Consider the following 22,603-nt stretch of genomic DNA (forward strand, 5'->3'; position numbering starts at 1 on the left):
GTGAAGAACGGAAAGAGTGATTTCCTGCGTAACGTGTTGACGCTGATGACCGGCACCACGCTTGCGCAGGCGATCCCGATCGCGGCCATGCCTTTGCTGACGCGTTTATACACGCCAGAAGATTTCGGTGTGCTGGCGCTTTACATGTCTATCGCCGGGATGATCTCCGTCGTCATCACGGCGAGGTATGAAATAGCAGTGATGTTGCCCGAGCGTGAAGAAGACGCTGCCAGCCTTGTCGCGCTGTCGGTCTGCATAGCGGGTGTCATCAGTCTCGTGCTGCTTGCGGTCATCCTTGTCTTCAACGAAGACATTCAGGGGCTGCTCAACAACAGGGCAATCGGGCCCTGGCTTTACCTATTACCGATCACTGTTTTCGTGACCGGCATGTGGCAAGCATTTAACTATTGGAACAACCGGGCCAAGAAGTTCAAACGCCTGGCTGTCAGCCGAGTTGCGCAGGGCGGAGGTATGACCCTTGCCCAGTTCGTTCTCACCGGGCTTTCGGCGGGTGGATTGGTTGTCGGCTACCTCGTCGGGCAAATCAGTGGCCTGCTGGTGTTTATAACTCGCACCTGGCGAGAGGATCGCACAGTGCTCTCGAAGGTCAGCCTCCTGAGCATGCTTGAGAATGCTCGGCGTTACAGTAAATTCCCCAAGTATTCGATGCTGGGAGCTTTACTGGACAACGCGGCCGTGCAAATGCCAGTGCTGATGCTGAGCAAGTTTTACGACACACATGTCGTCGGTATTTTCAGTCTCACATTCAGAGCGCTGAATTTGCCGATGAGCTTGATCGCCACCTCTTTCTCACAAGTATTATTTCAGCGCTTCGTGGTGCTGCAGCGAGATAACCCCGAAAGGCTGGCTCCCTTCGTCCTAAAGCTCTTTGTCGGCTTGTTAGGCTTGATGGTGCCTTTGGTGGCGTTTGTGTGGATATTGGGGCCGGATCTTTTCGCCCTCGTCTTTGGCGAGAGCTGGCGACAGGCGGGAGACTACGCAACCATACTGATCTTTGCTGTTGCCATACGGTTTGCGGTTAGTCCGTTGAGTACCGTTTTGGCTATGGATCACAACATCAAGATCGGCACGCTGTGGCAGATGATCTACTTTGTGACGATCAGCTTGACGCTATTTATATTTAGAAATGCTGGGATAGAAACGTTTTTACTGGCGTTCACCTTGCATGAAGTGGCCCTGTATAGCCTGTATCTAGGCTTTATTATTTTTGGCGCAAAAAGACATAGGTTCGGATAAGCGTTATGTGCGGAATATTAGGCGGTGTATGGAAACAGGCAGATCATTCGCTCGAGGAACGGGTTAAATCCGCACTGCTTACCATTAAGCATAGGGGGCCGAACGATTCTGGATATGATATTACTCCAGTCCATGGCAGTTGCCTGGTGCTAGGCCATACTAGGCTTTCGATTATTGACCTTTCGAGTGCAGGGCATCAGCCAATGTATTCGAATGATCGCAAATACTCTGTAATTTTTAATGGCGAGATTTATAATTATAGAGAACTGCGCGGAGAACTTATTGCGTTGGGTTACGCGTTCAGGTCTGATTCAGATACTGAGGTGTTGCTGGCCGCTTGGCAGTACTGGAAAGAAGCAAGCATATCGCGATTCGTGGGTATGTTTGCGTTTGTGCTCTTTGAGCATGAGTCAGGTATTATTCACTGTGTGCGTGACGCCTATGGTATAAAGCCTTTTTTCTACTGCCGCGAGGGGAGCGATCTTATCTTTGCTTCGGAAGTGTCGGCGCTGAAGGCTTTAAAGTGTAAATCTGTAGAATTGAACTGGCAGCGCTCCTATGATTATTTGGTTCATGGGGATTACGATAGTAATGATCAGACGTTTTTTGAAGGTGTATTTCACCTGCCGCCCGGTCACATACTTAGCTTTCATATCGCCTCTGGCGAGATTTCCGCGCCGCGTCAATGGTTCACGCCTAGCCTGGAGCAGCGTACTGATTTGAGCTTTGCCGATGCAGCAGATGAGTTGCGGGAGCTTTTTCTCAATAATATTCGGCTGCATTTACGCAGCGACGTGCCGCTGGGTGCGGCGCTGTCGGGGGGGGTGGATTCATCTGCTGTAGTATGTGCGATGCGTCATGTTGAGCCTCATATGCCCATTCATACTTTTAGCTATGTGGCAAAAGGTAGTTCTCTTTCCGAAGAGCACTGGGTCGACCAGGTAAGCAGCCATGTTGGTGCTACAGCCCACAAAGTTGTGGTATCGCCTGCGGAACTAATTCGCGATTTGGATGATATGATTCGGGTTCAAGGCGAACCGTTTGGAACTACAAGTATTTATGCTCAATATCGAGTCTATCAGCTAGCAAAAGAAAAGGGGATTACCGTAACTTTGGATGGCCAAGGCGCGGATGAAATGCTCGCTGGCTATAGTGGCTATCCCGGTCAACGTATTCGTAGCATGATTGAACGAGGGGAGTTCATTCGAGCTGCGAAATTCTTGGGCGAGTGGTCTAAATGGCCAGGGCGTAGTTTGAAGCTCGGTATAGGGACTGCCTTAGGTCAATTTACATCTGGTAAATTGAATGATCTACTTCATCGCATTGATGGAAAAAGTAATACCCCGTTGTGGTTAAATGCATCAGCTCTAGCTGATGCGCAAGTAGTGCGCGAGAACTCCCGTCGTGTATGTGGCATTAATATCAAGGGGCGACGTGTTACTGCTGAGTTGGCAGCCTCTCTGCATACTCGTGGTTTGCAGCATCTTCTAAGGCACGGTGACCGGAACTCCATGCGCTTCTCTATTGAAAGCAGAGTCCCCTTCCTTACCACTGGATTGAGCGAGTTTCTTTTGTCGCTTCCGGAGAATTTCCTGATATCTGATCACGGTGAAACGAAGCATATATTCCGAGCTGCTATGCGAGGGATCGTGCCCGAGCAGATATTAAATCGTCGTGATAAAGTTGGCTTTGAAACCCCGGAGAAGGATTTTATTGTGGCTAATTCGGATGTGCTCCGAGCCTGGCTGTCTGAAAGCTTGGATTTACCCTTCCTGAATGGTGAAAAGCTTATCAAGGAATTTGATGATGTTGTAGCCGGCCGAGCTAGGTTTACTTCGCAGGTTTGGCGTTGGGTTAACTTTTATAGGTGGTATCGATTTGCGTTTGCTTGAAGTGCGGAAGTGTAACGCGTAATTCGGTTGAGTGTTTGTTGGTAATGGCAGGGGTCAAAATGCAAACTGGTTATTTTAAGTTGGATGTTAATAGGGCCAGTTTTTTTCTGTCTGTATTGCTTTTTAGGGTTGTACTCGATTTCTCGTACGTGCACTATGTTGCCGAGTTGTTTTCTTACGATGGCTTTAATTATGATTTTCAGATTGTAAATTATATTGTCTCTTGGGTTTTGTATCTACTTTCGCTGGTAATGGCATCTGACCGGATTCTAAAGGTTAGCCATTATTTTTTTGCTACTGCAGTACTGTCGATTGTAGCCCCGTTGACTTCTATGTACGGCTTGGACTCAGGGCGCCCAATGCTGCCGGTTATTGTATCTATTTCGGCTTTGTTTTGGGTTTATCTTTTGTCTCGATTGTCCATTATCAGTTTTAAGGGGTTGCCTCCGGTTAGGTTTGGTCGGTCGATAGCTGTATCTATTTCTATTGCATTTGTTTTATTTTTAGTAGTCTGGTTTTTTGTTTCCGGGGCTAAAGCAAACTTAAATATATCGGAAGTCTATGAGTTCAGGCAGGTCAATGCGGATGTGGCTGCACAAGGTATATTCGCATACACCAATAATTGGACCTTTCAGATATTCTCTGTGTATTTGATGTGCATGGCCTTGTATGCAAGGCGGTACCTGCTTTTTCTTGTGTTGTGCGGTGTGCAAGTGTATTTCTTCGCGTTCGCATCCCATAAGTCGATTTTATTTTTGCCAGTTCTGGTCTTCAGTGTTTGGTTTTATTTTCGGCACTCTAACTCACTGTTGATGTTGCCGTTGGCATTTATTGCTCTCTTGCTCATTGCGATAGCTGCAAATTTCTTCTTTGATGACCTTTGGATGATATCAATGGTGGCGCGTCGAGTATTCTTCGTGCCAGCCAACCTCTGTTTTACCTATTTTGAATTCTTTGCTGATCATGCACATGCGTACTGGGCGAATTCTATTCTATCCGCATTCCTTGCATATCCCTATGGAGATGTTGGTATTCCCTATGTGATCGGTGATTATCTAGGTAAGCCTGAAATGGGTGCCAATAATGGGTTTATTTCAAGCGGCTACGCTCATGCCGGTGTTTGGGGGGTCATATTTTACGCCACCATTCTTGGAGTGTTGTTGCGGTTGGTCAATGATATCTCTTCAGGTTTTATGCCGGTATGGTTGGCGGTTGCTATTTCGATAGTTCCGCTTAGAAGTTTGTTGATCTCATCTGATCTATTTACTGTGATGCTTACCCATGGATTTGCGGTGGCAGTGTGCTTGGTGTTTCTCTCTCGCAAGCGCGCTCTTGTAGTGCCATGAAAGGTAATCCTTAATTTTAGGTTGTAATTAATGAAAATTGCACATCTTACTTCAGTTCACTCTCGGTATGATACGAGAATTTATCTAAAAGAATGCCGTAGTCTTGCTCGCGCTGGCTATCAAGTTGGTCTTGTTGTGGCAGATGGGAAAGGTGATGAGGTAAAAGAGGGGGTTGCCATTCATGATGTAGGGAGCTCCCGAGGGCGCTTGGGACGTATGCTCTGGACGACTCGAAGAGTATATGAGCGTGCGTTGAAAATCGATGCGGAAATTTATCATTTGCATGACCCTGAATTGATCCCGGTAGGGTTGCAGTTGAAGGGGAGAGGCAAGAAGGTAATTTTTGATGCACATGAAGACTTGCCTAAGCAAATCCTAGGTAAGCCGTACTTGAATAAATTCTCGAAAGTCGTTTTGTCTAAAGCGCTTGGTGTTTTTGAGAATCTGGCATGCCGCCGTTTTGATGGTATAGTAACTGCTACGCCTTGGATTGCACATAAATTTTCTAGGATTAACCCAGTTACTGTTACGGTAAATAATTACCCCTTGATAGGGGAGCTTGCGCGCGGCGAGATCAACTGGGCACTTAAAAAGAATGAAGTTAGTTATATTGGTGGCATCGCTTCGATACGTGGTATATTACAGGTCGTAGAAGCAATGCGGTTGGTGGCGAGTGATGTGCGCTTGCAGTTAGGAGGGAGGTTTTCTGAGCGAGATGTAGAGGCAACTGCCAAGGCTTCCGCTGGGTGGAGTAAGGTTGACGAGTTGGGTTTCATTGGGCGTGATGAAGTTGGCTATGCGCTCGCTCGTTCGGTTGCAGGGCTGGTTACGTTTCTGCCTGCGCCTAATCATATTGATGCCCAGCCAAACAAAATGTTTGAGTATATGAGTGCTGGGGTTCCCATTATTGCCTCAAACTTCCCCCTCTGGCGTGAGATAGTTGAGGGGAATCAATGTGGTCTATGTGTGGATCCACTAGACAGCAAAAGCATAGCAGATGCTATTGATTTCATGATAAATAACCCCGGGCAAGCGGAGGCAATGGGGCGTCGTGGTCAAGATGCTGTGCTTGAAAAGTATAATTGGTCTATCGAGGAGAAGGTTCTCGTTGGGCTTTACTCTCGACTGCTTGCAGGTGAAGTTAAGTGAAAATTCTTACCGTATTGGGCGCGCGCCCGCAGTTTATCAAAGCTAGCGTGGTTTCGAATTTTGTGTCCATGTTGCCGGGTGTCGACGAGGTCGTTGTTCACACCGGTCAGCACTTCGATTCAAATATGTCCGATGTGTTCTTCGAGGAACTCGGGATGAGCGCGCCAGCTTATCAGCTTGATATCCATGGCGGGAGCCATGGTGACATGACTGGCAGAATGCTCATCGAGATCGAAAAGGTATTACTTCAAGAACGGCCTGATGTCGTGCTTGTCTACGGCGATACCAACTCTACCCTTGCTGGTGCATTGGCCGCCGTCAAGCTGCACATTCCAGTCGCTCATGTCGAGGCTGGCCTGCGTTCATTCAACATGGCCATGCCTGAAGAAGTGAATCGGATCCTCACTGATCGCGTATCCCGCTGGATGTTCACTCCAACCACTACTGCTGCAGATCACTTGAAATCCGAGGGTGTCAATTCAGCCAGTATTATTCCGGTGGGTGATGTGATGTACGATGTGGCCAAGTTCCACGGTGATCGTGTCGATGCCAGCGGGCGGATCATGGCCAAGCTTGATCTGAAGGAAGCCGGCTTTGTGTTGGCAACCGTCCACCGAGCCGAGAACACTGATGATCCTGCACGTCTTGCCGCGATCGTTGAAGCCTTCCGCGATCTGTCTACTGACTTGCCAATCGTTTGGCCTGTGCATCCGCGGACCAAAGCAGTTCTGCACAAGCGCGGACAACTGAATGATATGCCCGCGAACTTACATCTGATTGATCCAGTCGGTTATCTGGACATGGTTCAGCTTGAAAAGCATGCCGCTCTCATTGCCACAGATTCGGGCGGTGTCCAGAAAGAGGCATTCTTCTATGGAGTTCCATGTGTCACCTTGCGCGATGAGACTGAATGGGTCGAGTTGGTCGAGTCTGGCTGGAATCGACTGGTATCGCCGAAGTCAGCACAGGAAGTGGCATTAGCTGTTCGTCAGGCGCTGGGTAGTAAAGGCGAGGCAGTACAGCCTTACGGTCAGGGTAATGCAGCAGAGCTTATCATCCGACGCCTTGTCGAGGACCTTGCTGAATGAAGAACGTCTGGATTCTCAACCATTACGCCCAGGAGCCTGGTGGGGCCGGTGGTACCCGGCATTACCAGCTCGCGAAAAACCTGCCAGCATATGGTTGGGAGGCGTCAATTGTTGCTGCCAGCGTAGAGCACCAATCTGGTAGACAACGTCTAGCTGTCTCCGAAACTACCAGGCTCGATCAATACAGCGGTGTTCCATTCCTCTGGCTTAAAACGTCGGAATACAAAGGCAACGGCACCGCGCGTATGCGTAACATGCTGGAATACACTTGGCAGGTGATCAAACCCGGCAAGCTTGCTCCTTTAAAGAAGCCCGATGTCATTATCGGTTCGAGCGTCCACCCGTTTGCAGCGGCTGCCGGGGCAGTGCTCGCCTGGCGCTATAAGGTCCCCTTCGTTTTCGAGGTGCGGGATCTTTGGCCGGAAACGCTGATCGACATGGGGCGGTTGGAGCGTAACAGCTTCATTGCCCGCTCGCTTCGTGTATTGGAGAAGTGGCTATACAAGCGCGCTAAACGTATTGTAGTACTGCTTCCCAAAGCGCACGAGTACATAGTACCCATGGGCATCGATCCAAAAAAAATTGCCTGGATCCCGAACGGTGTTGATCTTCAGGACTTTCCGTGTCCAGCGGATAAAGTGTCGGAGGATGAATTTACGCTGATGTACTTTGGTGCGCATGGTCCAGCCAATGGGTTGGATAATGTGCTACGTGCACAGCAGATCATCGAGCAAAGACCGGAATTGTCCAACGTTCGCCTTCGGATTATTGGCAACGGCCCATGCAAAGCCGAGTTGATCACCATGGCTGAGCAGTTTGGTCTCAAGCGTGTCAGCTTCGAAGATCCCGTTCCTAAAAGGGAGATCCCGGCACTTGCAGCGCAAGCGGATGCATTTGTGTTCAATCTGATCAACGCCCCGGTCTTCAAATACGGTATCAGTTCGAACAAGCTGTTCGATTTCATGGCTGGGCAGCGTCCGGTCCTCTTTTGTTGTGATGCGGGTAACAACCCGATTGAAGATTCTGGGGCAGGATACACCGTTCAACCAGGTAACCCGGAGGCTTTGGCCGATGCGGTAGCTAGGTTGACCCGGTTGCCAAGTGAAGATAGGGCTGCAATGGGGCGTGCCGGCCGGCGCTATGTTGAAGTCGAGCACGGGTTCGACAAGCTTGCAGGTAGCTTGGCGGGTTGCCTCAACGAGGCTTGTGAGTCCAGCAGATGAAAAGAGTCATTGATTTCGCCGGGGCATTGATCGGCTTGGTCGTGTTGTCTCCGGTCATCCTGGTTGTAGCATTACTGATCAAGCGCAGGCTCGGGGGGCCGGTATTGTTCCGCCAGGTCCGCCCGGGGCTAGATGGCAAACCATTCGAGATGATCAAATTCCGCACCATGCGCGATGCCTGCGACAGCAATGGCGTTCCATTGCCGGATTCTCAGCGCATGACGCCATTCGGCAGCTTTCTGCGCTCCAGCAGTCTGGATGAACTGCCCGAGCTGTGGAACGTGCTCAAAGGTGAGATGAGTCTTGTTGGGCCCAGACCATTGTTGATGGAATATCTGCCACTCTATAACGAGAGGCAATACCTGCGTCATAAAGTTCGACCGGGGGTAACTGGCTGGGCTCAAATCAATGGGCGAAATACGTTGGGCTGGCCAGAAAAGTTTGAGCTGGACGTTTGGTATGTCGAGAATCGTTCGATTTGGCTGGACATCAAGATTATCGCTTTGACCATCAAGAAAGTTATAAAAAAAGACGGTATTAGCGCCAGCGGCGAGGCTACCATGTCGAAATTCACGGGCAACGAGTGATGAAAAGACTTGCCATCCTGGGTGCCAGTGGGCACGGAAAGGTAGTTGCGGATACGGCGGAGGTATGCGGCTGGACAGAGGTCTTGTTCTTCGACGACGTATGGCCTTCTCTCACCTCCAATGGCGTATGGGATGTAGTCGGCACAGGGCAAGATCTTTTTGAGAACGCTCACGAGTTTGACGGAGTCGTGGTTGCCATCGGCAATAACGCTATTCGCCAGGCGAAGCTCACAGCTTTGGTCCAACACGGGGCTACACTGGCTACCCTTATCCATCCGCAGGCTTACGTCAGCCTCCATGCCAATGTTGGGGCTGGAAGCGTAGTGTTCGCCGGAGCGGTCCTGAATGCTGGCGCGTCCGTGGGGGTAGGGGGTATTTTGAATACGGGTTGCAGCGTTGATCACGACTGCTTCCTTGCTGATGCTGTCCATATCAGCCCGGGCGCCCGGCTTGCAGGTGGCGTGACGATAGGTCAGTGCTCATGGGTGGGCATCGGCGCCTGCGTTAAGCAACTGATCAGCATCGGTGCAAATGTGGTTGTAGGCGCTGGTGCTGCAGTCGTATCCGATGTTGGGGAGGGGATGACGGTGGTCGGTGTACCTGCCCGGCCGCAGAATAATTCCACGTAATCAATAATGCGGCTGTAGACTGTGTGTACAGCCGTTTGCATGCTTGCCAGCTTAATGAATCAGGATTAATTCAATGCTGAACACCCCCTTTTCCCCATGGCCATCGTTCTCTGAAGAAGAAGCAAACTGCGCGCGTGATGTCATTTTGTCCAATAAGGTCAATTATTGGACAGGACAGGAATGTCGTCAGTTTGAACGTGAATTCGCTGCCTGGACTGAAACTAATTTTGCCGTCGCTGTTGCCAACGGCACAGTGGCGCTGGACCTCGCTCTGTTGGCCCTGGGGATCGGGACCGGTGACGAGGTTATCGTGACCTCTCGTACCTTCCTTGCCTCGGTATCCAGCATTATCAATGCTGGTGCTGTTCCGGTCTTTGCCGACGTAAACGCCGACTCCCAGAATATCGATGTATCTACGATCAGCGCGGTACTGTCCCCCCGCACCAAGGCCATTATCTGCGTACACCTAGCGGGTTGGCCATGTGACATGGACCCGATCATGGCTCTCGCGGCTGAGCATGGTATCCGTGTGATAGAAGATTGCGCACAGGCGCATGGCGCACGTTACAAAGGCCAACCCGTTGGGTCCATTGGCGATATCGGCGCTTGGTCGTTTTGTCAGGACAAGATCATGACCACTGGCGGTGAGGGCGGCATGGTCACCACGAATGATCGCGAGCTATGGTCGAAAATGTGGTCGTTCAAGGATCATGGTAAAAGCTGGGATGCCGTTTATGAGCGTGAGCATGCTCCTGGTTTCCGATGGCTGCATGAGAGTTTCGGTACCAATTGGCGGATGCTTGAAGTACAAGGCGGTATCGGCAGGATTCAGTTGAGGCGCATGCCTCAGTGGCATCAGTCGCGAGTGGAAAATGCTCATCGCATTTGGGATTGCGCCAAGGGCCTACCGGGGTTGCGGGTTCCTGAAATTCCGTCCGACTGCATCCACGCGGCCTATAAGTGCTATGTCTTTGTGGAGCCCGATCAGCTCGCCGAGGGTTGGAGCCGTGATCGCATTCTGAACGAAATAAATTCGTTGGGTGTGCCGTGTTTCTCAGGGTCATGCTCAGAGGTTTATCTGGAAAAAGCTTTCGATGACACTGGCTGGCGACCGCAGCAACGCTTGCCTGTGGCCCGTCAATTGGGCGAAACCAGCCTCATGTTCCTGGTCCATCCCACCTTGACGGAGGCAGAGATCGAAAAGAGTTGCGATGTCTTGATCACGGTCATGCAAAACGCTGCTCGCCGATGAAATCTTGGGGCTTCCACCTAAAGTCTTTACGCGGAACAGGTGGCGCCCTTATTGTGATTTTTTGTTTTTGGTCGGATCACCCGCCAATGGCAAGAAGCTCTTATGGAAAATGTGATAGGAAGGGATCTGGTTTGGTTCGGAATCAGGAGAGTAAGCGGATGACGGATAAGCTGCGTACGGGGATGCTGCTATTGCCCCGACGCTACAAACGCGCCCTTCAGGTCGTAACTGACGTAGTGTTGGTTTGGTTCGCCCTGTGGCTGGCGTTTCTGGTTCGTCTTGGAATAGATGAAATCTATCACCCGTTACGTTTGCACTACTGGTTATTCTTGGCTGCGCCAGTCATCGCTATTCCCATTTTCATCCGATTCGGTATGTACCGTGCGGTGATGCGCTATTTTGGCAATGACGCGCTAATTGCCATTGGCAAAGCGGTATCGCTATCCTCCTTGATTCTAGCGTTGGTTGTTTATTGGCACAGCAACCACACAGCAGTCGTTCCCCGCTCCATCGTTTTTAATTACTGGTGGCTAAGCCTGGTGTTGATCGGTGGTCTCCGCCTGATCATGCGGCAATATTTTCTGGGTGATTGGTTCGCTGCCAGACAGCATGTGCCGTTTACCAACCGTGACAATGGTTTGCCGAAAGTTGCGATCTACGGTGCAGGGGCTGCGGGGAATCAGTTAGTCGCGGCTTTGCGAATTGGTCGTATGATGCGTCCAGTTGCTTTCATCGACGATGACGAGAGTGTTGCAGATCGAATTATTTCTGGCCTTCAGGTATTTCGTGGCAATGATATTCAGAAAATGATCGATGCGACAGGAGCCGAGGAAATCCTTTTGGCTATCCCGTCCGCGAGTCGGGCACGTCGTCGTGAAATATTAGGGTTGCTCGAAAATTTCCCCCTGCATGTACGCAGTGTTCCTGGCTTCATGGACTTGGCCAGTGGTCGGGTCAAAGTTGATGACATTCAGGAGGTCGATATCGCTGACTTGTTGGGACGCGATGCTGTACCGGCCCAAGAAGATTTGCTTGCTCACTGCGTGACAGGTCAGGTGGTCATGGTGACAGGAGCAGGGGGATCGATCGGCTCGGAGTTGTGCCGTCAAATTCTCATGCTCGAGCCTAAAGCTCTACTGCTGTTTGAGCATAGTGAATTCAACCTCTACAGTATCCACGGCGAGTTGGAGCAGCGCATCCGGCGTGAGTCACTTCCTGTGCGATTGGTGCCGTTTCTGGGATCGATTCGAAACCAAAAACACTTGGTCGATACCATGACAATGTGGGGTGTGAACACTGTTTATCATGCAGCAGCCTACAAGCACGTTCCGTTGGTGGAGCACAACATCGCTGAAGGTGTTTTGAACAATGTGATTGGCACGTTGAATACGGCGCAGGCAGCGCTTCAGGCTAATGTGGCAAACTTTGTGCTGATTTCGACTGATAAAGCAGTTCGGCCAACTAACGTGATGGGAAGCACCAAACGTTTGGCTGAGCTCGTCTTGCAGGCTTTGAGCAAGGAGGTCGCACCCGTATTATTCGGTGATTCCGATAATGTTGCCAGAGTGAATAAAACGCGCTTCACGATGGTGCGCTTTGGCAATGTCCTCGGCTCGTCGGGGTCTGTAATTCCTCTTTTTCATAAGCAGATCCAAGCTGGCGGTCCGTTAACGGTTACTCACCCTAAAATTACCCGTTACTTTATGACTATTCCCGAAGCTGCCCAGCTGGTGATCCAGGCTGGGTCAATGGGGTTGGGCGGGGATGTATTCGTTTTGGATATGGGCGAACCTGTAAGAATTGCGGCGTTGGCAGAAAAAATGATCCATCTGTCGGGCTTGAGCGTAAGGTCCGAAAAGAATCCCCATGGTGACATCGCTATTGAATTTACCGGACTTCGGCCAGGGGAGAAGCTATATGAGGAGCTATTGATAGGCGATAACGTCTCTCCTACCCGGCACCCAATGATTCTGACTGCAAGCGAAGATTTTTTGGTATGGGACGTGCTCAAGGATCGCCTGACGCTACTACTCAAGGCAGTTGAAATCGAAGATTTCACTGTGGTTCGTCAACTCCTAAGGGAGCTAGTGAGCGGTTACACACCAGAGGGTGAGATTGTAGACTGGGTGTATCAACAACGTTTAAGAGATATCTGACTGTATTAGGACTAATCAGCATTTTTAAAATGCTGATTATTTTCTGCATCTGTGCTAATCGATGCTAAATATGAAGAAGCGGGAACGCACCAAGGTATATTCGATGCTTATGGTGCGTGCCAATCCTTACCTTGTTTGCTCGCATCGTTTTTTTTGCAGTTGCTTTTCTTCGGACTTACATGCTGTCAACTTACAGACTGGGGCTGTCAGTCGATGGCAAGACCTCGAGGTGGCCCACGTCTGCACCAAGCATCGAAGTCGAAAAAGTAACCGAATACTGGCCAAGATCACTAAGGTTTCGGCCAAAATCAACAGCTACCCCTTCAGAGTTCCACTTATAAACCTCAGCCTCATACGAAGCACCGGACTTTAACTTCACCCAATGAGTCCCGCTAGTCGCCGGCTGCCCAAGTTTATCTGTCAGCAGTTCTTTAACCAGATACAAATTATTCGCATTACCTGTCAATACCAACTGACTAACAGTCCCACCATCCACCGTTGCAAACAGCTTATACCCCGGCGAAATCGGCAGATACGGCAACCCCCGCACTTCGAAGCGTCCCGCCTTCTCTGTAGCTACGCGGCAGGGCTCGGCAGGACGTACATCCCCCTCCACACACTCCGGCACCTCAGTCAAAAAGTCCCCCTGCAGGTCCACCCCGAGAAACGCACTCGGCGTCACCACCCGGTCAGCAAGCTGCGTGGACTGTGCCCAGACAGGCGCGGAAGCAAACAAGGCCGCAACAGCGACCGAGGGAAAAACAGAAGGCATAGACACTCCCTGTGAGCCTAGATGGCTTTTCCTGAGAAGGGCTCGTATTTTGCCCCGCCGTCAACGCCCGAACAACTGTCAAAAGCGTGAACGGTGTCTTACCGCAACACACTGCCAGCGTTCCCGTCTAGAATTGCGCCAACAACACCCATCGACACTCTGCGAGAAGCGTTCAACCCTATGACAATCCTGGTAACCGGCGGCGCTGGCTTCATCGGTGCGAATTTCGTGCTGGATTGGGTAAGCCAGTCAGGCGAAACCCTCGTCAACCTGGACAAGCTGACCTACGCCGGCAATCTGCAGAGCCTGGCAAGCCTGCAAGGCAACCCGCAGCACGTTTTCGTGCAGGGGGATATCGCTGATGGGGCGTTGGTACAAAAGCTGTTGGCAGAACACCGCCCGCGCGCGGTGCTCAATTTCGCCGCCGAGTCTCACGTCGACCGTTCCATCCACGGGCCGCAGGCCTTCGTGGAAACCAACGTGGTGGGTACCTTCCAGTTGCTCGAAGCCGTGCGCGGCTACTGGCAAGCACTAGATGCGCAGGAGAGGGCGGTGTTCCGCTTCCTGCATGTGTCTACCGATGAGGTCTACGGTTCGCTCAAGGCCGGTGAGCCTGCGTTTACCGAGGCCCATCAATACCAGCCAAACAGCCCTTATTCGGCCAGCAAGGCCGCCAGCGACCACATGGTGCGCGCCTACCATCACACCTATGGCCTGCCGGTACTGACCACCAATTGCTCCAACAACTATGGGCCGCTGCATTTCCCCGAAAAACTCATCCCGCTGATGATCGTCAATGCGCTGGCTGGCAAACCACTGCCGGTGTACGGCGATGGCCAGCAGATTCGTGACTGGCTGTACGTCAAGGACCACTGCAGCGCCATCCGCCGGGTGCTGGAGGCGGGGCAGGTGGGTGAGGTGTACAACATTGGCGGCTGGAACGAGATGCCCAACCTGGGCATTGTCCAGCGCGTTTGTGCGCTGCTCGACGAGCTTCGCCCGCGGGCTGACGGTCAGCCCTATGCCAACCAGATCAGTTTCGTCACCGACCGCCCGGGCCACGACCGCCGTTATGCCATCGACGCACGCAAGATCGAGCGCGAGCTGGGTTGGAAGCCTGCCGAAACCTTTGAATCAGGTATCCGCAAGACAGTGGCCTGGTACCTAGCCAACCAGCAGTGGGTCGACGGCGTCATGAACGGTAGTTATCGCGACTGGGTTGCCCAGCAGTATGGGGTAGACCGCGTTTGAAGATCTTGCTGCTGGGGAAAAATGGCCAAGTCGGTTGGGAGCTGCAGCGCGCCCTCGCGCCATTGGGCGAACTGATCGCGCTCGATCGCCAGGGTGCAAGCGGCCTGTGTGGCGACCTGTCCAATCTTGAAGGGCTGGCCGCTACAGTGCGCTCGCTGGCCCCGGATGTAATCGTCAATGCGGCGGCCTACACGGCAGTGGACAAGGCCGAGAGCGAGCCTGCCCTGGCTGCCCGGATCAATGCCGAAGCGCCAGGTGTTCTGGCGCGGGAGGCCGCGAAGCTGGGCGCCTGGCTGATTCATTACTCCACAGACTACGTGTTCGATGGCAGTGGCCAGGGGCAGTGGCAAGAAGATGCCCCCAGCGCCCCGTTGTCTGTCTATGGCCGTACCAAGCGCGAGGGTGAGCTGGCCATCCAGGCCAGCGGTGCCGCTGCCGTGGTGCTGCGTACCAGCTGGGTATATGCTGCGCGCGGGCAGAATTTTGCCAAGACCATGCTGCGTCTGGCAGCCGAGCGCGATGTACTCAGTGTGGTGGCGGACCAGTTTGGCGCCCCTACCGGTGCAGAGCTGATCGCCGATGTCACCGCGCATATTTTGCATCGTCTCTTCCGTGCTCACGATGCGAGTCGCCTGGCAGGCACCTACCATCTCGCAGCAGCCGGTGAAACCAGCTGGCACGGCTATGCCCAGTTCGTATTGGCGCATGCCCGCCGTAGCGGGGTTGCCTTGAAGGTGTCAGCCGAGAAACTGGTCGCTATCAGTACCGAGGACTACCCGCTGCCGGCGCTGCGCCCACGCAATTCTCGGCTGGCGTTGGCTAAACTGGAAGAGACCTTCAATCTCAAGATGCCGCCTTGGCAACAGGGTGTGCAACGCATGCTGGACGAAATCCAGCGCTAGGAATTGTTATGGCACGTAAAGGACTCATTCTGGCGGGCGGCTCTGGCACCCGTCTGCACCCCGCCACGCTGTCCGTGTCCAAGCAGCTGTTGCCGGTATACGACAAGCCGATGATCTACTACCCGCTCAGTACGCTGCTACTGGCAGGCATTCGGGACATCCTGATCATCTCGACCCCCCAGGACACGCCGCGCTTCGAGCAATTGCTGGGGGATGGTAGCCGTTGGGGCATCAACCTCTCGTATGCCGTGCAGGCGAGCCCGGACGGGTTGGCCCAGGCGTTCATGATCGGGGCGGACTTTATCGGCAACGCCGCGTCCGCCCTGGTGCTGGGTGACAATATATTCTATGGCCACGACTTTCAGTCGCTGCTCCTTGACGCGGACCAGCAGCAGAGCGGGGCATCTGTTTTCGCGTACCACGTCCAGGACCCGGAGCGCTACGGTGTCGCCGAGTTCGATGACAAGGGTCGGGTATTGTCGATTGAAGAGAAGCCGAAAGCGCCGAAGTCCAACTATGCGGTCACCGGGCTTTATTTCTACGACAACCAGGTCGTGGACTTGGCCAGGCAATTGAAGCCGTCGGCACGCGGTGAGCTGGAGATCACTGACCTCAACAACCTGTACCTGCAACAGCAGCAGCTCCAGGTGGAAATCATGGGGCGTGGTTATGCGTGGCTGGATACCGGTACCCACGACAGCCTGTTGGATGCCAGCCAGTACATCGCCACCCTGGAGCGGCGCCAGGGGCTCAAGGTCGCATGCCCTGAAGAGATTTGCTATCGCGCGGGCTGGATCAACGCAGAACAGCTTGAACGCCTTGCCCAGCCGTTACTCAAGAATGGTTACGGGCAGTATTTGAAGAACCTGCTTGAAGTGAAGGTATTTTAATGCACGCTGTTCCATTGGCCATCCCTGAAGTGTTCCTGTTTAGCCCAACGGTTTTCGGTGATGAGCGTGGCTTTTTCTATGAAAGTTTTAATAAGCGTGTTTTCAATGAAGTGATTGGCCTACAGCCAGACTTCGTTCAAGACAACCACTCCCGCTCGGTGAAGGGTGTGCTGCGCGGCCTGCATTACCAGCTGCCGCCCCACGCACAGGGCAAGTTGGTGCGCGTGGTGCAGGGGGAAGTGTTCGACGTAGCCGTGGATATCCGCCGCAGTTCGCCCACCTTCGGTCAATGGGTGGGGGCGGTGTTGTCGGCGGAAAATCACAAACAACTGTGGATTCCACCGGGTTTCGCTCACGGTTTCGTGACGCTGAGTGCGACTGCGGAGTTTGTCTACAAGACTACCGACTTCTATGCGGCCGAGAGCGAACGGTGCATTGCCTGGGACGATCCGCAAATTGCCATCGAGTGGCCAATAGACTTCGAGCCTACGTTGTCCGCCAAGGACAAGCTTGGCAAGGCGTTGGGCCAGGCCGAGCTGTTTGACTGATGGGGGCTGTGGGGGCTTGAGAGGTTTGGCGCCTGTGAGATCGAGCGCCGCCCGCGCGGCGCATCGCGAGCTGCGCTCGCTCCTACGTTTGTTTCGGGCCAGTTATTCCTGGGGGATTTGCGCGCGTACGCTTTGGTGCATGACGGGATATCGCGCCGTACCAACCAGGCGGTCGCGCGCGCCTGTCACAGGTGTTACTGGCCCGAAACAAACGTAGGAGCGAGCGCAGCTCGCGATGCGCCGCGCGGGCGGCGCTCGGTCTCACGAACGACAAACATCTCAAGACCTGCGCCTGTCAGCCCAACCCCAATCTCGCCTCCAGCGCCTCGACAATTCGCCCACACGCCTTCCCATCACCATACGGGTTATGCGCAAAGCTCATCTCCCGATACGCCCCCTCATCGGTCAGCAACCTGGCCAGTTCCCCAACAATCGAACCAACCTCCGTGCCCACCAGTTTCACCGTGCCCGCCGCCACTGCCTCCGGCCGCTCCGTGGTATCACGCATCACCAGCACCGGCTTGCCCAGCGCCGGGGCTTCCTCCTGGATGCCGCCCGAGTCGGTCAAGATCACATAGGCGCGGCTCATCAGGTAAACAAAAGGCAGGTAATCCAGAGGCTCGATCAGGTGAATGTTGCTCACATCCGCCAGCAGCCGGTTCACCGGCTCGCGCACATTCGGGTTGAGATGCACCGGGTACACCACATCCACATCCGGAAACTGTCGTGCAGTCTGCACCAGGGCTTCGCAGATGCGTTCGAAACCGCCGCCGAAATTCTCCCGGCGGTGGCCGGTTACCAGCACCATACGGCGGTGGCCGGCCAGGTAATCGAACTGCTGTTCGAACTGCACTTTCAGCGTCGGGCTCTCCAGCTTGCGCACCACTTCCAGCAGGGCGTCGATCACGGTATTGCCAGTGACGAAAATGCTCGCCGGGTCGGTGCCTTCCCTTAACAGGTTGTCACGTGAGGTGGCGGTAGGGGCGAAGTGCAGCGCGGCCAATGTGCCGGTCAGGCGCCGGTTGCCCTCTTCTGGCCAGGGCGAATACAGGTTGTTGGTACGCAGGCCCGCTTCCACATGGGCGATCGGGATTTTCTGGTAATAGGCCGCCAGGCTGGTGGCAAAGGTGGTAGCGGTATCGCCATGTACCAGTACCAGGTCGGGCTTGAACTCGGCCAGTACCGGCTTGATGCCTTGCAAGATTTCCGTGGTCACGCCGGTCAGGTCCTGGCCGGGCTTCATGATGTTCAAGTCGTAATCGGGGGTGATCTCGAACAGGCCCAGTACCTGGTCGAGCATTTGCCGGTGCTGGCCGGTCACGCACACGCGGGATTCGAAGCGGGGGTCGCGGGCAAGCTGCAGGGCCAGTGGGGCCATCTTGATGGCTTCTGGGCGGGTACCGAATACGGTGAGGGTCTTGAGGGGCACGGCGAAGATCCTCTTGCTGGACAGGGGCCGCTGTCGGCCAGTGGGCCGGGCAGGGCAGGTGCGCAAACGCGGGGCAGCTGGACGGGCTTGGTGCGAGGGCGAGCGGCGGGGGTCAGGGTATGCTGCTTCGGTCCTTCAAGCAAACGGCGTCCATACGCTTAAAAATCTAGCAGTCGGGCCGCATGATGTCAGTTGGTGTCGGTAGTTTGGCCGATGGATTGTGCGGTTGAGTGCCCCTGTTCGCTGGGGGCTGTGGGAATAAGGGCGGCCTCCGCTGTGAAGGCAGTCACGGACCAGCAGGGTTTTGCCTACAGGCGATGGGGTACGCTGCCAATGCTATTGGGCCGCAGGCAAAGATGGCGAATGGTGATCGATTTTCGGGTTGGCGAAGTTGAGCCGGTGGCTGACTGATTTGGTAATCATTCGCTGCGGGTGGTAGCTGTTTTGGTCTGGGTTTCGCCGCTAGGGTTGATTGCACAGCCGAAGGAAAACGGCTGCTGGAAAATGACCAACCCAAGGAATCTTCCCCATGCGTAACAACGTTCTGTCGTACCTTTTGCTCCCCCTGTTCGCCAGCCTGTCCTTTTCCGTCAGCGCCGCCCCGGGCAGCGCCACGGCAATGCCCGAGCCGGTGCCGATGGTGAGCCAGCAACCGGCCCAGCAAGCGCAGCGGCTGAATTTGAATACCGCCGATGCGCTGACGTTGCAGAAGGAGCTGAACGGCATTGGCAAGGCCAAGGCCGAGGCCATCGTGGCCTACCGGGAGGCCAATGGGCCGTTTGCTTCGGTGGATGAACTGCTGGAGATCAAAGGCATTGGCAACGCCTTGCTGGAGCGTAACCGGGACAAGCTGATGGTGGAGTAGGCTTGGCAGCAGCATGAGCCTCTCGGCTTGAGCTGGCCTGCTGGAACCTGGGCTGCCGGTGCAGCCCGTCGCGATACAAGACCGCTCTTGGGCGTTGGCCCTTCAGCGGTCTTGCGCATCCTTGGCATCCGCTTCGGCGTTGCGCTCATGCACCTTGCGCAGCTGCTCTTCGGTCAGCGGCAGTTTCTTCGCCGTGTCGCGCAGCAGCATAAGCCCGCCGATGATCGAGCCAAGGGCTATGATGAGTATCAGCCAGGCATACCAGGGCATGGTCGTTCTCCTTTTACCGATGATGGGCAGCGCTTGTACGAATTTTGAGCAATTACCCGTTCCGTTGGTTCAATTATAGGAGCCAGGCCGTGCCGGGCCAATTCCGTGACTTGCGGGCCCCAAAGCCTGCGTCACATCGTTTACAATGCGCGCCGTTTTCGACTTGCCAAGAGACCCTGCCATGTCCGCCTGCCAGACGCCCCTGATCGTCGCCCTGGATTTCCCTACCCGTGAGGCCGCCCTGAAGCTGGCTGACCAGCTTGACCCTGCGCTGTGCCGGGTGAAGGTTGGCAAGGAACTGTTCACCAGCAGTGCTTCGGGCATTGTCGAAACCCTGTGCGACAAGGGCTTCGAAGTGTTCCTGGACCTCAAGTTCCACGACATCCCCAATACCACTGCCATGGCGGTGAAGGCGGCGGCCGAGATGGGCGTGTGGATGGTCAACGTGCACTGCTCCGGTGGCCTGCGCATGATGGCGGCCTGCCGTGAGGAACTGGCCAAGCGCAGCGGCCCGCAGCCGTTGCTGATTGGCGTGACCGTGCTGACCAGCATGGAGCGTGAAGACCTGGCCGGTATCGGCCTGGATATCGACCCGCAGGAGCAGGTGCTGCGCCTGGCCGCGCTGGCCGAGAAGGCCGGCATGGACGGCTTGGTGTGCTCGGCGCTGGAGGCCCCGGCGCTGAAGGCGGCGCACCCGGCGCTGCAACTGGTCACCCCGGGCATTCGCCCGGCGGGCAGCGCGCAGGATGACCAGCGCCGTATTCTCACCCCGCTCCAGGCCCTGGATGCCGGTTCGGATTACCTGGTGATCGGCCGCCCGATCAGCCAGGCCGCCGACCCGGCGCAGGCGCTGGCCGCGGTGGTGGCGGAGATTCGTGGGTAATAAGATGCCTGCCTGAGGTGCTCGCCTTGAGCGCCCTAGTGCCGGCGAAATCGAGCGCCGCCCACGCGGCGCTCGATCTACCCAGCGCTGATCCTCCCAAGGCCTACAGCTGCAAGCCCAACCCCGCAATCAAACCTTCAGCACCAACTTGCCAAAGTTCTCCCCACTGAACAGCTTCAGCAGCGTCTCGGGGAAGGTCTCCAGCCCGTCCACCACATCCTCCTTGCTCTTCACCTGCCCACTGGCCAGCCACCCGGCGATTTCCTGCGCGGCCTTGCCATAGTCCTTGGCATGGTCCATCACCACAAAGCCTTCCATGCGCGCACGGTTCACCAGCAGCGACAGGTAGTTGGCCGGGCCTTTCACCGCTTCCTTGTTGTTGTACTGGCTGATTGCGCCGCAAATCACGATGCGGGCCTTGAAGTTGATGCGGGTCAGCACGGCATCGAGGATGTCGCCACCCACGTTGTCGAAATACACATCGACGCCTTTCGGGCATTCGCGCTTCAGCCCAGCCAGCACGTCCTCGGCCTTGTAGTCGATCACCCCGTCAAAGCCCAGTTCGTCCTTCAGGTACTGGCACTTCTCGGCACCGCCGGCAATGCCGACTACGTGGCAGCCTTTGATCTTGGCAATCTGCCCGACGATGCTGCCCACCGCACCCGCCGCACCGGAAATCACCACCGTGTCGCCGGCCTTGGGCTGGCCGACTTCCAGCAGGGCGAAGTAGGCGGTCATGCCAGTCATGCCCAGTGCCGACAGGTAGCGGGGCAGGGGCGCCAGACTGGGGTCGATCTTGTGCAGGCCCTGGGCATCGCCGGTGAAGTAGTCCTGCACGCCCAGGGCGCCACTGACATGGTCGCCCGGCTTGAAGCCGGAGTGGTTGGACGCGACCACCTCGCCAACGCCCAGCGCTCGCATCACCTGGCCGAGGCCCACGGGCGGGATGTAGGACTTGCCTTCGTTCATCCAGCCGCGCATGGCCGGGTCCAGCGACAGGTACAGGTTGCGCACCAGTACCTGGCCTTCGCCGGGTTGTTCGGCAGGAACGGTCTCGAAGCTGAAGTCGTCACGGCGCACGGCGCCGACCGGGCGTTTGGCGAGCAGGAAGCGGCGGTTGGTCTGGGTCATGGCAGGTCCTTGTGGGCAGTGGAGGAATCGGGCGTTAAATCTACCTTGTTGATGGAGGCAGGTCCGTAACATCACTGACAAGCATGGTAGCCCAACCGGAGGGGTGATGATGCTGCCCGGCCAGACGGTGGCTGACTATGCTTTGCACCCCACCCAGCACTCTCAGGAGCACGCGATGAGCATGACCTTTTCCGGCCAGGTCGCCCTGGTTACCGGCGCTGCCGCCGGCATCGGCCGGGCAACCGCCCTGGCGTTCGCCCAGCAGGGCCTGAAGGTGGTGGTGGCCGACCTCGACGCGGTCGGCGGCGAGGCCACCGTGGCGTTGATCCGCGCTGCAGGTGGCGAGGCGCTGTTCATCGCCTGCGACGTTACCCGTGACGCCGAGGTGCGCCAGTTGCACGAGCGCCTGCTTGGCGCCTATGGCCGGCTGGACTATGCCTTCAACAACGCCGGTATCGAGATAGAGCAGGGCCGCCTGGCCGAGGGCAGCGAAGCAGAGTTCGATGCCATCATGGGCGTCAATGTCAAAGGCGTGTGGTTGTGCATGAAGTACCAGTTGCCGCTGCTACTGGCCCAGGGCGCTGGGGTGATCGTCAATACCGCTTCGGTCGCAGGGCTGGGCGCGGCGCCGAAAATGAGCATCTACAGTGCCTCCAAGCACGCCGTGATCGGCCTGACCAAGTCGGCGGCCATCGAGTACGCCAAGAAGGGCATCCGCGTGAACGCGGTGTGCCCGGCGGTGATCGACACGGAGATGTTCCGCCGCGCCTACCAGGCCGACCCGCGCAAGGCCGAGTTCGCCGCTGCCATGCACCCGGTAGGGCGTATTGGCAAGGTCGAGGAAATTGCCAGCGCGGTACTGTACTTGTGCAGCGACGGCGCAGCGTTTACCACTGGGCACTGCCTGACGGTGGATGGTGGGGCGACGGCGATCTGAACCGCTCTCGCAGGGCAATCACTGAGCGCAGCCATATCCCTGAACCCGGTTGTAGGAGCGGCCTTGTGTCGCGATGGGCTGCGCAGCAGCCCCGGCAATTCATACGGCAATTCATGCTACGAGGAAGGGGCGGCGCTGCGCCGCCT

The 22,603-nt window shown here is 55.2% G+C and carries 21 protein-coding genes; 17 read left to right on the forward strand and 4 right to left on the reverse strand.

Annotated features, from left to right (window positions below; translation table 11 throughout):
* From HU763_RS07150 to HU763_RS07195, 10 genes are all read left to right on the forward strand, one after another.
* Positions 1–1,257: an oligosaccharide flippase family protein gene (locus tag HU763_RS07150; protein ID WP_186688904.1), complete on the forward strand. Its 1,257-nt coding sequence runs from the start codon at positions 1–3 to the stop codon at positions 1,255–1,257.
* A gap of 5 nt (positions 1,258–1,262) precedes the next feature.
* A complete protein-coding gene (asnB, locus tag HU763_RS07155) occupies positions 1,263–3,149 on the forward strand; it encodes an asparagine synthase (glutamine-hydrolyzing) (RefSeq protein ID WP_186688906.1) in 1,887 nt (628 codons plus the stop codon).
* A gap of 59 nt (positions 3,150–3,208) precedes the next feature.
* Positions 3,209–4,495: a hypothetical protein gene (locus tag HU763_RS07160; protein ID WP_186688908.1), complete on the forward strand. Its 1,287-nt coding sequence runs from the start codon at positions 3,209–3,211 to the stop codon at positions 4,493–4,495.
* Positions 4,496–4,525: 30 nt separating this feature from the next.
* Complete coding sequence (locus HU763_RS07165; protein ID WP_186688910.1) at positions 4,526–5,644, forward strand: glycosyltransferase family 4 protein; 1,119 nt, start codon at positions 4,526–4,528, stop codon at positions 5,642–5,644.
* Positions 5,641–6,732: a non-hydrolyzing UDP-N-acetylglucosamine 2-epimerase gene (gene wecB, locus HU763_RS07170; RefSeq protein WP_186688912.1), complete on the forward strand. Its 1,092-nt coding sequence runs from the start codon at positions 5,641–5,643 to the stop codon at positions 6,730–6,732. Before HU763_RS07165 ends, wecB (HU763_RS07170) begins: the two co-directional genes overlap by 4 nt.
* Positions 6,729–7,955: a glycosyltransferase family 4 protein gene (locus HU763_RS07175; protein ID WP_186688915.1), complete on the forward strand. Its 1,227-nt coding sequence runs from the start codon at positions 6,729–6,731 to the stop codon at positions 7,953–7,955. The genes wecB (HU763_RS07170) and HU763_RS07175 overlap by 4 nt, the downstream gene beginning before the upstream one ends.
* Positions 7,952–8,542, forward strand: coding sequence for a sugar transferase (locus tag HU763_RS07180; RefSeq protein WP_186688918.1), 591 nt, complete (start codon positions 7,952–7,954; stop codon positions 8,540–8,542). Before HU763_RS07175 ends, HU763_RS07180 begins: the two co-directional genes overlap by 4 nt.
* Positions 8,542–9,171, forward strand: coding sequence for an acetyltransferase (locus HU763_RS07185; RefSeq protein WP_186688921.1), 630 nt, complete (start codon positions 8,542–8,544; stop codon positions 9,169–9,171). Before HU763_RS07180 ends, HU763_RS07185 begins: the two co-directional genes overlap by 1 nt.
* Before the next feature lie 73 nt (positions 9,172–9,244).
* Entirely contained in the window at positions 9,245–10,423 is a 1,179-nt protein-coding gene (locus HU763_RS07190) for a DegT/DnrJ/EryC1/StrS family aminotransferase (RefSeq protein WP_186688924.1), read from the forward strand.
* A gap of 158 nt (positions 10,424–10,581) precedes the next feature.
* The gene (locus tag HU763_RS07195; protein ID WP_186688926.1) at positions 10,582–12,579 is read left to right on the forward strand and encodes a polysaccharide biosynthesis protein; all 1,998 of its coding nucleotides are present in this window, start codon (positions 10,582–10,584) and stop codon (positions 12,577–12,579) included.
* Between the two features lie 190 nt (positions 12,580–12,769).
* Here the strand turns inward: HU763_RS07195 and HU763_RS07200 are convergent, their stop codons facing one another.
* Positions 12,770–13,351 carry a hypothetical protein gene (locus HU763_RS07200; protein WP_186688929.1) on the reverse strand — a complete coding sequence of 194 codons (582 nt, stop codon included), beginning with the start codon at positions 13,349–13,351 and terminating at the stop codon, positions 12,770–12,772.
* Between the two features lie 180 nt (positions 13,352–13,531).
* On the opposite strand from HU763_RS07200, the gene rfbB reads away from it, so the two are divergent.
* The 4 genes from rfbB to rfbC are packed head-to-tail and all read left to right on the forward strand — an operon-like array spanning position 13,532 to position 16,942.
* On the forward strand, positions 13,532–14,602 hold the full coding sequence (gene rfbB, locus HU763_RS07205; protein WP_186688932.1) for a dTDP-glucose 4,6-dehydratase: 1,071 nt from the start codon (positions 13,532–13,534) through the stop codon (positions 14,600–14,602).
* The gene (rfbD, locus tag HU763_RS07210; protein WP_186688935.1) at positions 14,599–15,504 is read left to right on the forward strand and encodes a dTDP-4-dehydrorhamnose reductase; all 906 of its coding nucleotides are present in this window, start codon (positions 14,599–14,601) and stop codon (positions 15,502–15,504) included. The genes rfbB and rfbD overlap by 4 nt, the downstream gene beginning before the upstream one ends.
* Positions 15,505–15,512: 8 nt before the next feature.
* Entirely contained in the window at positions 15,513–16,394 is an 882-nt protein-coding gene (gene rfbA, locus HU763_RS07215; protein WP_170028827.1) for a glucose-1-phosphate thymidylyltransferase RfbA, read from the forward strand.
* A complete protein-coding gene (rfbC, locus tag HU763_RS07220; RefSeq protein ID WP_186688937.1) occupies positions 16,394–16,942 on the forward strand; it encodes a dTDP-4-dehydrorhamnose 3,5-epimerase in 549 nt (182 codons plus the stop codon). Before rfbA ends, rfbC begins: the two co-directional genes overlap by 1 nt.
* Positions 16,943–17,237: 295 nt before the next feature.
* Here the strand turns inward: rfbC and wecB (HU763_RS07225) are convergent, their stop codons facing one another.
* Positions 17,238–18,371 carry a non-hydrolyzing UDP-N-acetylglucosamine 2-epimerase gene (gene wecB / locus HU763_RS07225; RefSeq protein WP_186688938.1) on the reverse strand — a complete coding sequence of 378 codons (1,134 nt, stop codon included), beginning with the start codon at positions 18,369–18,371 and terminating at the stop codon, positions 17,238–17,240.
* 529 nt (positions 18,372–18,900) lie between these two features.
* Between wecB (HU763_RS07225) and HU763_RS07230 the strand changes: the two genes are divergently transcribed.
* Positions 18,901–19,236, forward strand: coding sequence for a ComEA family DNA-binding protein (locus HU763_RS07230; RefSeq protein ID WP_186688939.1), 336 nt, complete (start codon positions 18,901–18,903; stop codon positions 19,234–19,236).
* A gap of 102 nt (positions 19,237–19,338) precedes the next feature.
* On the opposite strand, the gene HU763_RS07235 is transcribed toward HU763_RS07230, so the two are convergent.
* Positions 19,339–19,506, reverse strand: a complete 168-nt coding sequence (locus tag HU763_RS07235; protein ID WP_186688940.1) for a DUF2897 family protein — start codon at positions 19,504–19,506, stop codon at positions 19,339–19,341.
* A 181-nt stretch (positions 19,507–19,687) separates the two neighbouring features.
* On the opposite strand from HU763_RS07235, the gene pyrF reads away from it, so the two are divergent.
* Positions 19,688–20,389, forward strand: coding sequence for an orotidine-5'-phosphate decarboxylase (gene pyrF, locus HU763_RS07240; RefSeq protein ID WP_186688941.1), 702 nt, complete (start codon positions 19,688–19,690; stop codon positions 20,387–20,389).
* A 129-nt stretch (positions 20,390–20,518) separates the two neighbouring features.
* Here the strand turns inward: pyrF and HU763_RS07245 are convergent, their stop codons facing one another.
* Entirely contained in the window at positions 20,519–21,520 is a 1,002-nt protein-coding gene (locus tag HU763_RS07245) for an NADP-dependent oxidoreductase (RefSeq protein WP_186688942.1), read from the reverse strand.
* 175 nt (positions 21,521–21,695) lie between these two features.
* Between HU763_RS07245 and HU763_RS07250 the strand changes: the two genes are divergently transcribed.
* Positions 21,696–22,457: an SDR family oxidoreductase gene (locus HU763_RS07250; RefSeq protein ID WP_186688943.1), complete on the forward strand. Its 762-nt coding sequence runs from the start codon at positions 21,696–21,698 to the stop codon at positions 22,455–22,457.
* Positions 22,458–22,603: the final 146 nt, after the last annotated feature.

The organism is Pseudomonas anuradhapurensis, from assembly GCF_014269225.2.
Taxonomy (GTDB): domain Bacteria; phylum Pseudomonadota; class Gammaproteobacteria; order Pseudomonadales; family Pseudomonadaceae; genus Aquipseudomonas; species Aquipseudomonas anuradhapurensis.